A 9801-nucleotide genomic window follows, 5' to 3' on the forward strand; every position below is an offset into this window, starting at 1 on the left:
ACCGAGACCTCCACCGGACGCAGTTGCAGATCGCTCTGGGCCTCCGCGACGAGCTGCGCCGCGGCCCGGCGGGCGATCTCGTCGCCGGCCGGGACGACCAGCAACAGCCGCCGCGGCGACAGGAGCGGATCGCGCAGGCGCGCGCAGACCCGGCGGTAGCGGATCCGTCTGCCCGCCTCGTCGCCGGAGCGCAGCGGCGGCGGTACGTCCCATCGGATGTCGGTGCCGAGCAGTCGCCGGGCGCGGGCGCGCGGGCCGCTGTCCTGCGGCCGGGGCGTGCGCCGGTCACCCAGTACGTCGACGGTGCCGAGCAGCGTCGAGCCGAGCGCCGCGGCGATCTCCTGTTCGGTGCGCGGGCGGCGGTTCACCCGGGCGGCGACGAGATGACCGACGACGGCGAACAGGAAGAACAGCAGCGCCCCGGCGACCACGAGCTGCATCCGCGTCGGCGGTGCCTCGCCGGTCGGGCGGGCCGCCGATCCCATGACGACCATGCCGGACTTGTTGTTCGTCGGGTCGGCCTGGTCCAGCTTCGTCATGGCTTCTTCCAGCGAGGTGCTCAACTTCTCCAGAGCGGTGCGTGCCTGCACGCTCTCGACGGTCTGTCCCGGATCGGCGGACTCGGCCAGTGCGGAGATGCGGCGGTTGGTCTCCTCCACCTGCTTGCGCAGGGTCACGAGCCCCGTGGTCGCGTCCGTGCTGCCGCCGGCGATCTGCGCGGCGAAGCTGACGAACTGCTTGGCAACCTGGTCGGAGAGCTGTTGCGCGCGCCGCGGGGTGTCGGACGTGCCCGAGATCGTGACGATGTTCCCGTCGGCGGCCTTGGCGGTCACCCGGTCGCGCAGTTCGGCGCTGCTCACGTCCCGCCAGCCGAGCTCGGCGGCCGCACGGTCCACCACCGACGAACTGGTCGCGATGTCCACCTGGGTCAGCAGTTCGCGCTCTTCCCACTGCCCGGGCAGCAGCACGGACACCGACGCCGTGTACCGCGGCGGGAACACCAGGGAGGTGCCGTAGCCGACGAGCGCGCCCAGCACGGTGAGGACGGCGAGCAGTCGCCACCGCCGGCGCAGAATCCGTCCGATCGTGACCAGGCGGATCGTGTCCTCGCTCAAGGGTGCCGCCTCCCCCGCGCCCGGCAGGCGACCGCGTAGGCGGCGAGCAGCGACGCCTGCGAGTTGCTCCAGGAAAGTTCTCCGGTGATCCGCTCCTGACCGATCTCGCCCATCCGGGCCCGCTTCTGCGGGTCGTCGAGGAGCAGCGTGATCAGCTTGGCGAACGCGGCCTCGTCGTTGGCGGGCGCGTACAGGGCCGCGTCCCCGGCGGAGACGCGTGCCTCCCGCAGGTCGAACGAGACGATGGGACGGCCCATGGCCATGTACTCCAGGACCTTGTTCATGGTCGACACGTCGTTGAGCGGATTGTGCGGGTCCGGGGACAGGCACACGTCGGCGGTGGACAGGTAGCGCACCAGGTCGGCGTCCGGGATGCGCCCGGTGAACTCGACCTGGTCGTCGAGCCCGAGCTCCCGGGAGAGTGCGACCATCGCGTCGAAGGCGTCGCCGGAGCCGACGAACACCGCGTGCCAGTCGGTCCGTCCCTCTTCGTCGCGCAGTTTCGCCAGTGCGCGCAGGGCGTAGTCGACGCCGTCCTGCGGGCCCATGACGCCCAGGTAGCACAGCAGATGGGGTTTGCCGTGCTTCAACTCCGGTTCAGGCGGCACCGGTTGGAACCGCTCGACGGCCGGCGCGCTGCGCACCACGAACACGTCCTCGGGCCGCTGCCCGCCGCGGCGTATCGCGACGTCCCGGTAGCTCTCGTTCGTGGCGAGCACGACGTCCGCGGCCCGGTAGGTGCGCCGCTCCAGCGCGCACACGGCGCGGTAGAGCAGGTCCTTGCCGCGGCCGAACCGGGAGAGGTACAGCTCGGGCACCAGGTCGTGCTGGTCGAAGACGAACCGCGCGCCGCGCCGCTTCAGCCACCGTGCCGCGAGGAACAGCAGATCGGGCGGGTTGCAGGCGTGGACGACGTGGACCGGGCCGACCTTGCGGACGAGGCGGGCCGTGTGCCACAGGGCCGACCCGTACTCCTGCAGGTAGCCGGCCGGACCTCCGGTGGCCGCGCGCAACGGGTAGCGGTGGATCCGCACCCCGTCGATCACGGCTTCCGGCTCCGTGTCCCGCTTGGTGCCCCGGGGACAGATGACGTGCACGTCCCAGCCCGCGTCGCGCAGCGTCGTGCACTCCTGCCAGACCCGCCGGTCGAACGGCACCGACAGGTTCTCCACCAGGATCAGCGCGCGCCGCCGCGGCCGGTCGCCACCGGGTGTGTCAGGGAACGTCGTGTCACCAAGCAAGGCCCACGTACCCCGATTCGGTTCGGCGCGCCTCGGCGTCGGGAAGGCGGATGAGGTCGACGAGCACCGGGGCCTCGCCGTGGGGCAGCGCCGACAGCACTGCCGGGTCCCTGGTGCCGACCAGGCACACCTCGGCGTGCTCCAGCACCTCGTCGACGGAGTCGGCGAGCAGCTGGGCGAGGTGCGGCAGCCGGTTCTCGATGTACTCGCGGTTCGCGCCCATCAGCCGGGACAGGCTCACGTTGGCGTCGTAGATCTTCAGGTCGTACCCCTTGCCGAAGAGCCGCTCCGCCAGTTCGACGAGCGGGCTCTCGCGCAGGTCGTCGGTGCCGGGCTTGAAGGAGAGCCCGAACAGGCCGACCCGGCGCTTGCCGGTGCGCTCGACGAGTTCCACCGCGCGTTGCAGATGTGCGGTGTTGGAGGTCAGTACGTTCGCGAGGATGGGCACCGCGATGTCGGCCCGCTGCGCGGCGTGGACCAGGCTGCGCAGGTCCTTGGGCAGGCAGGAGCCGCCGAAGGCGAAGCCGGGCCGCAGGTAGGCGGGGCTGATGTTCAGCTTGCGGTCGGCCAGGAAGACGTCCATCACCTGGTGCGAGTCGACCCCGAGCGCCTGGCACACCGCGCCGAGTTCGTTGGCGAAGCCGATCTTGAGGCCGTGGAACGCGTTGTCCGCGTACTTGATCGCCTCGGCGGTCGGCACCGGCACCCGGAACACCTCGCCGGGCAGGCCGTCGTACAGCGCCGCCACGGTCTCGCCGCTCGCCGGGTCGAGTTCGCCGATGACGGTCTTGGGCGGGTCGAAGAAGTCCCGCACGCTCGTGCCCTCGCGCAGGAACTCCGGGTTGACCGCGACCCCGAAGTCCACCCCGGCGGTGCCGGCGTACTTCTCCAGGATCGGGACCAGCAGGTTCATGCAGGTGCCCGGCAGCATGGTGCTGCGGAACACGACGGTGTGCCGCCCGTCCTTCTCGGCCAGCGCGGCGCCGATCTGCTCCGCGACGCGCTCCAAGTACGTGGTGCACAGGCTGCCGTTGGGCTCCGAGGGCGTACCCACGCAGACCAGCGAGACCTCGCTGCCCAGGACCGCTTCGCCGACGTCGACGGTGGCGCGCAGGGCACCGGTCCGCACGACCTCGGCGGTGAGCTCGCCGATCCGCTCCTCGACCACCGGGGCCTTGCCCTCGTTGACCAGGTCGACCTTCGCCTGGTTCACGTCCACGCCGATGACCTCGTGCCCCTGGCTCGCCAGGCACGCGGCCGACACGCAGCCCACGTAGCCGAGCCCCAAGACGCTGACTCTCATGTCCGGTTCCTCCCCCCAAGCAGGCCCCTTGGGCCTGCGGTCCGTGCGTCGACCGAACGACGCGCCCCGCGCATCAGTACGCCCCCTGTCCCTGGAGCACCGCCCGCAGGGTCTTCCACAAGATCACCGTGTCGAGGGCGAGCGACCAGTCCTCCACGTAGCGCAGGTCGAGGCGGACGGCCTCCTCCCACGGCAGGTCGCTGCGCCCGCTGATCTGCCACAGGCCGGTGAGCCCGGGCTTGACGAGCAGCCGCCGCCGTATGTCCGGGCCGTAGGCGGCGGACTCCTCCGGCAGCGGAGGCCGCGGGCCGACGAGCGACATCGACCCGGTAAGTACGTTGAACAGCTGCGGGAGTTCGTCGATCGAGTAGCGGCGCAGCACCGCTCCCACCCGGGTCACCCGGGGGTCCCGGCGGAGTTTGAACAGCAGGCCGGCGCCCTCGTTGCGCTCGCTCAGGCCGGCCCGCGCCCCGTGGGCGCCGGCGACCATGGTGCGGAACTTGAGGATGGTGAACTCCCGGCCGTCCTTGCCGACCCTGCGCTGGCGGTAGAACGCCCCGCCGCGGCTCTCCGCCAGCACGAGCAGTCCGACGCACACCATCAGCGGTGCGAACAGCAGCAGCAGGAGCGCCGCGCCCGTCCGGTCGACGACCCCCTTGATCGCCCGGCGGCCGCCGGTGAAGGTCGGCATGCTGACCCGCAGCAGGGGGATCCCGAGCACCGCGTCGACGTGCAGCCGCGGTCCTGCCACTTCCATGAGCACCGGCGCCACGACCATCTCGGCGTCGCTGCCCTCCAGGTTCCAGGCCAGCCGCTGCAGGCGGTCCGGCGACCAGTGCGGGTCCGGTGTGACGGCCAGGACCCGGTAGCCGTCGCGGTGGATGTGGTGGGCCACGTCCATGAGCCGGCCGACCACGGGGACGCCGTCCAGGTGGTCACCGTCGGGTCCGCGACCGTCCGTCGTGCACACCGCCTCGACGCGCCAGCCGAGGTGCGGGAACTTGCGGGTCCGGTTGATCAGGTCGCCCACGGTGGCCACGCTCCCGGCGGCGAGCACCGGTCTGAGGCACTGTCCCGCCTTGCGCTGCTTGTGCAGCCAGAGGCGGAGCAGATACCGCTCGGTCATGGTGACGAGCGCGATCGCCGGTATCGCCACGAAGATCCAGAGCTTGATGTTGCGCGAGGTCAGGGCGATGCCGCCGAGCGCCAGGACGACGGTCGCCGTGAACAGCGAGCGTCCCAGCCGACGGAATTCCTCGGCGCCCTGGCCGAGCACGGCCGGTGCCCATGCCCTGCTGACGGTGAGCGCGCCCAGCACGAGGAGTTCGGTGCCGAAGGCGAGAATTCCCCATTTCTCATGCCAGTTGGCCGCGTCGCGGACCCCGAAGAAGTTGCCGATGCCCGCCACCACCAAGGCGGTGGCCACGGTATCGCTGATGATCACAGTCCGGCGGTACCGCTGTTCCCAGTCGGTCGCCGGTTGACTGAATGCCCCGCTCGTCAGACGCCCGCGCGCCGACGGAAACGGGCCGACTAATCCCCCCTGCCGCACAGAACCCCCCCGGTCCCCAGTGGTACGACGTGGCAGCCCAGCACTGCTGTCCCTCCCCCCGGGAGGCCCCCGCCCCCCGCACAGTTCCTCCCCCGGGAGGCCCCCGCCTCCCGCGCCGCGCTGTTCCTCCCCCGGGTGCCCTCGCCCCTCGCGTCCGGCATTCCGGTTGTTGCAGCGCTACTGCTCCTGAGCCTCGTGTGCTCCCCGCACCCGAGGGCCGTTCCCGAACTCCAGGAATGGATCACTCCACAACTGGCCCGGGAGCGGCAATGCGGCGCTATCCACAGCACCGTTCCCATAGATCATTATTTGTCGCGTCGTGTCCCAGCATGTGAAGCACGGTCAATCTAGACCATCGAGCCCCTGCTGGAGAGAGGGATGTGTGTAATTTGTGCTCAAGATTTGCGGCAGGGTATGCGGATCAGCCACGCCCGCGTGTGGCCTGATGACGACAACGTGCCGTGTGACCTGTGAGGACGGGTGTCCCCCGGGCTCGCCGGGGGTCACCGTGTTTTGTGTCGCCTCCCGGAGTCAGGGAGTCCGCCCCAACTCCGCTTCCTCGACGCGGGATTCCTCCACGGCCCCCTCGATGTTCTCCAGCACCCGCTCGCGCGGCAGCCGCACGCGCAGCGCGATCAGGTAGACCAGCGCGGTCAGCGCGAGGTTCACGACGAAGCCCCACCCGAGGCCGATCCACCCCCGGCCGCCGTCGTAGTCGCCGGCCCAGCTGATCAGGGCGAGGCCGATCAGCCACGGCAGGACCCAACTCGCGCCGGACCGCCAGTCCATGCGCGGGGCGCGGCCGTTGTCCAGGACCTGGAGGACGGCGAGGACCACGAAGCCGATGAGGATGGTGAGGAAGAGCTTGTAGTTGGTGTTCCAGCCGGCCCAGTACACGATCAGGTTCGCCGAGTAGAGCCCGAGGAACGGGATGACGTCGCCGCCGGGAATCCGGTACGGGCGCTCGTACTCCGGTATCTGACGGCGCATCACGGCCAGCACCAGAGGCCCGGAGCCGAAGGACAGGACGGTGGCCGAGGTGATGAACCCGACCAGTTCCTGCCAGCTCGGGAAGGGCAGGAACACGATGAGCCCGAGGACGAACGTCACGATCAGACTCACCAGCGGGGCGCCCTTGCGGGTGGTCTTCGCGAGGCTCGCGGGAGCGTTGCGGTTGCGGGCCATCGCGTAGGAGATGCGGGCCGTGACGGTGGTGTAGATCAACCCGGTGTCGGCCGGCGAGATGACCGCGTCGACGTAGAGGATGTACGCCAGCCAGCCCAGGCCGATGGCGCTGGAGATCGCGGCGAGCGGCCCGAAGTCATTGGCGAAGGACAGGTTGAGCCAGCCGTGCGAATGCTGGAGGTCGCCTTGGGGAACCGCGCCGAGGAAGGCCAGTTCGAGCAGTATGTAGATGACGCCGGTGAGCAGCACGGACCCGATGACGGCGAAGGGGACGTTGCGCCGCGGATTGCTCGTCTCCCCCGCGAGCTCGACCCCCTGCCGGAATCCCAGGAAGGAGAAGGTGATTCCGGCGGTGGAGATGGCGGTGAAGATGCCCTTGGCGCCGCCGGGGGCGAAGCCTCCGTACTCCTTGGCGACGAGGTTGTGGCCGTGGAACGCGGTCACCGCGAAGGCCACGATCACCAGCGCGATGGCGAACAGTTTCCACCAGACGAGGACATTGTTGACGCGCGCGAACCAGCGGATGCCGTAGTAGTTCAGCAGCACGAAGAACGCCATCGCGACCACCGCGGTCCCATAGCCGAGCGTCGTCAGCGTGTAGGCGCCGTTGGACTCGTGGAAGTCGGTGAAGTGCGCCCATTTCGTGGCGTACTGCAAAGCGCCCTCGACCTCGATCGGAGCCACTGTCGCCGCCGCGATCCAGGTGATCCAGCCCATCGAGTAACTGGCGAAGGACCCGAAGGAGAGGTGCGGAAAACGCACGACTCCGCCGGAGAGGGGAAACATGGTTCCCAATTCGGAGAAACAGAGCCCGATGAGGAGAATCATCACCGCGGCTATCGCCCACGAGAAAACGGATGCGGGCCCGGCAATCTTCGCCGCGTTCAGCGCGCCGAAGAGCCAGCCGGACCCGATGATCGAACCCACACCGGCGAACAGCAGGCTGACTCGCCCCATGTCCCTGCGCAGCGCCGGTCGTTGCCGCTCCGGAATCGTCCCTGAAGTCTCCGTGTTCGTAGCCATCACCACACCCGTCCCTGAGTCCGCGGCCCGCCCCGTCAAGGGCTCGCTACCTTTGTCGCTGGGCGCCGACTTCCCGACGGAACATGATCCATGCACCATGAAAGTTCATGGATCCTTTACCCAGTGCCCGCCGCTGGATGGACCACACCACGGCTTTGATCGTCCCCGGGCCGGGTAGCAGGGCGACATGGTCACCGACAGCGCCACTTCCCCGAGCGGCTACGCACAGCCCACGATCGACGTCCCCGCGCTCACCCGGCTGCTCGACGGCGAGTACGCCGAGATCCGCCGCCTCGTACGCACCAATCTGACGACGTACGCGGGCGTTCTGGAGGAGGCCGAGCAGCTCGGCTTCGACGAGTTCCGCGAGCGGGTGCGCGACATCGTCGTCGAGATGGCGGCGACGGGGCAGACCGGCATGGGGTTCCCGAAGGAGTACGGCGGTGGCGGCGACATCGGTGCGTCCATCGCCGCGTTCGAGACGCTCGCCTTCGGCGATCTGTCGGTGCTGGTGAAGGTCGGCGTGCAGTTCGGCCTCTTCGGTGGCGCGATCCTGCACCTGGGCACGGAACACCACCACGAGGCCTACCTCCCGGACCTGATCACCGGGAAGCTGATGGGCTGCTTCGCGATGACCGAGACCGGGCACGGCTCGAACGTCCAGGCGCTCGGCACCGTGGCCCGCTACGACGCCGACAGCCAGGAGTTCGTCCTCACCACGACCACGGACCTGGCGCGCAAGGACTACATCGGCAACGCGGCCCGGCACGCCGAACTGGCGGTGGTATTCGCCCAGTTGGAGGTGGCGGGCGAGCGCGAGGGGGTGCACGCGTTCGTCGTGCCGATCCGTGTCGACGGCGAGACGGCGCCCGGTGTCGGGATCGAGGACGACGGCCGCAAGATGGGCCTCAACGGCGTGGACAACGGCCGGATCCGCTTCGACGGTGTCCGCGTGCCCCGGCAGGCACTGCTCAACCGGTTCGCCGACGTCACGCCCGAGGGCGTCTACCGCAGCCCGATCGCCAACCCCGACCGCCGCTTCTTCACCATGCTCGGCACGCTCGTACAGGGGCGGGTCAGCGTCGGCGGCGGCGCCATCAACGCCGCCAAGGTCGCGCTGGCGATCGCCCTCAAGTACTCCGTGCGTCGCCGGCAGTTCCAGGCGGCGTCCGACACCGAGGAGCAGGTACTCCTCGACTACGGCATGCACCAGCGCCGACTGCTCCCGCTCCTCGCCCGCACCTACGCGCTGCACTTCGCGCAGGACGTCGTGCGCACGCAGCTGCACGAGGTCTTCTCGGGGATCGAGGACGACGAACGTGCCCGGCGCGAACTGGAGTCGCGGGCCGCAGGCACCAAGGCGCTCGGCACCTGGCACGCGACGCGGACGATCCAGGAGTGCCGCGAGGCGTGCGGGGGCGCCGGCTATCTCGCGGTCAACCGGTTCGCCGCGCTCAAGGCCGACAGCGACGTCTTCGCGACGTTCGAGGGCGACAACCACGTCCTGCTCCAGCTGGTCGCCAAGGGCCTGCTCACCCACTACGCGAGCGAGTTCGAGAACATGGACCAGCTCGGCATGGTCCGGTACGTCACGAACCTCGCCGTCGAGACGGTCATCGAGAAGACGTCGGCCCACAAACTGCTGGAGCGCGTGCGCGACCTGCTGCCCGGCGGCGACGAGTGGGACCAGGAGGCGGGCCTCCTCGACGCGGAGTACCACCTCGCCATGGTCCGCTTCCGCGAGGAGCACATGCTCGCCGGCGTGGCACGCCGCCTCAAGCGCGGGATGGACGGCAAGACCCACCCGGGGGTCGTCTTCTCCGAGGTGCAGGACCACGTCATCGCCGTGGCCCACGCGCACGTCGAGCGGCTGGTGCTGGAGGCGTTCGTCGACAAGGTGCGGCACCTGCCCGACGGGGACAACAAGGTGGCGCTGGGGCTCCTGTGCGACCTGTTCGCCCTGTCCACGATCGAGGCGGACCGTGCCTGGTTCATGGAGCACGGCCGGCTCACCGTGCAGCGCTCCAAGGCGATCAGCCGCGAGGTGAACGACCTGTGCCGCAAGGTCCGCCCGCTCGCGGTCGACCTCGTGGACGCCTGGGACATTCCGCCGGCGATGCTGCGCTCGCCCGACCTGGTCGGGTGAGCGCGGCTCCGGGCCGCCTCCCCCACTCACCCCACCGCGCCCGTGCACGTTTCGCCCGGCGCTCCCACGGCAAGTCGTCCACTGACCACGATCATGACGTGCGGCCGCGCAGGCGGCAGCAGGGAGGCCACGTGCGGACAGGCGCCCGAACCGACAGCACGCAATCCGGGAGGCGCCCCCCGGACCGACGCGCGCTCCTCACCGCGGGGGCCGCGGGCGCCGCCGCGCTCGCGGCC

At 70.0% G+C, this 9801-nt stretch carries 6 protein-coding genes; 1 reads left to right on the forward strand and 5 read right to left on the reverse strand.

Annotated elements, in window-relative coordinates:
- The 5 genes from G3I40_RS10350 to G3I40_RS10370 all read right to left on the reverse strand — a co-directional run.
- On the reverse strand, nucleotides 1–1115 hold a 1115-nt coding region (locus tag G3I40_RS10350; RefSeq protein ID WP_164301863.1), incomplete at its 3' end, for a Wzz/FepE/Etk N-terminal domain-containing protein.
- Entirely contained in the window at nucleotides 1112–2356 is a 1245-nt protein-coding gene (locus G3I40_RS10355) for a glycosyltransferase family 4 protein (protein WP_164301864.1), read from the reverse strand. The genes G3I40_RS10355 and G3I40_RS10350, both read right to left, overlap by 4 nt.
- Nucleotides 2346–3659, reverse strand: a complete 1314-nt coding sequence (locus G3I40_RS10360; protein WP_164301865.1) for a nucleotide sugar dehydrogenase — start codon at nucleotides 3657–3659, stop codon at nucleotides 2346–2348. The genes G3I40_RS10355 and G3I40_RS10360 overlap by 11 nt, the downstream gene beginning before the upstream one ends.
- A 73-nt stretch (nucleotides 3660–3732) precedes the next feature.
- Complete coding sequence (locus tag G3I40_RS10365; RefSeq protein WP_164301866.1) at nucleotides 3733–5211, reverse strand: sugar transferase; 1479 nt, start codon at nucleotides 5209–5211, stop codon at nucleotides 3733–3735.
- A gap of 531 nt (nucleotides 5212–5742) precedes the next feature.
- A complete protein-coding gene (locus G3I40_RS10370; protein ID WP_239091652.1) occupies nucleotides 5743–7419 on the reverse strand; it encodes an APC family permease in 1677 nt (558 codons plus the stop codon).
- 187 nt (nucleotides 7420–7606) lie between these two features.
- Between G3I40_RS10370 and G3I40_RS10375 the strand changes: the two genes are divergently transcribed.
- Nucleotides 7607–9565: an acyl-CoA dehydrogenase gene (locus G3I40_RS10375; RefSeq protein ID WP_164301867.1), complete on the forward strand. Its 1959-nt coding sequence runs from the start codon at nucleotides 7607–7609 to the stop codon at nucleotides 9563–9565.
- Nucleotides 9566–9801 lie beyond the last annotated feature (236 nt).

Source organism: Streptomyces sp. SID14478 (assembly GCF_010548525.1).
Lineage (GTDB): Bacteria > Actinomycetota > Actinomycetes > Streptomycetales > Streptomycetaceae > Streptomyces.

Excerpts from the sequence above, each read along its gene's own strand:
- G3I40_RS10360 (WP_164301865.1), bottom strand. The coding sequence starts at position 3,659 with ATGAGAGTCAGCGTCTTGGGGCTCGGCTACGTGGGCTGCGTGTCGGCC.
- G3I40_RS10370 (WP_239091652.1), bottom strand. The coding sequence starts at position 7,419 with ATGGCTACGAACACGGAGACTTCAGGGACGATTCCGGAGCGGCAACGA.
- G3I40_RS10375 (WP_164301867.1), top strand. The coding sequence starts at position 7,607 with ATGGTCACCGACAGCGCCACTTCCCCGAGCGGCTACGCACAGCCCACG.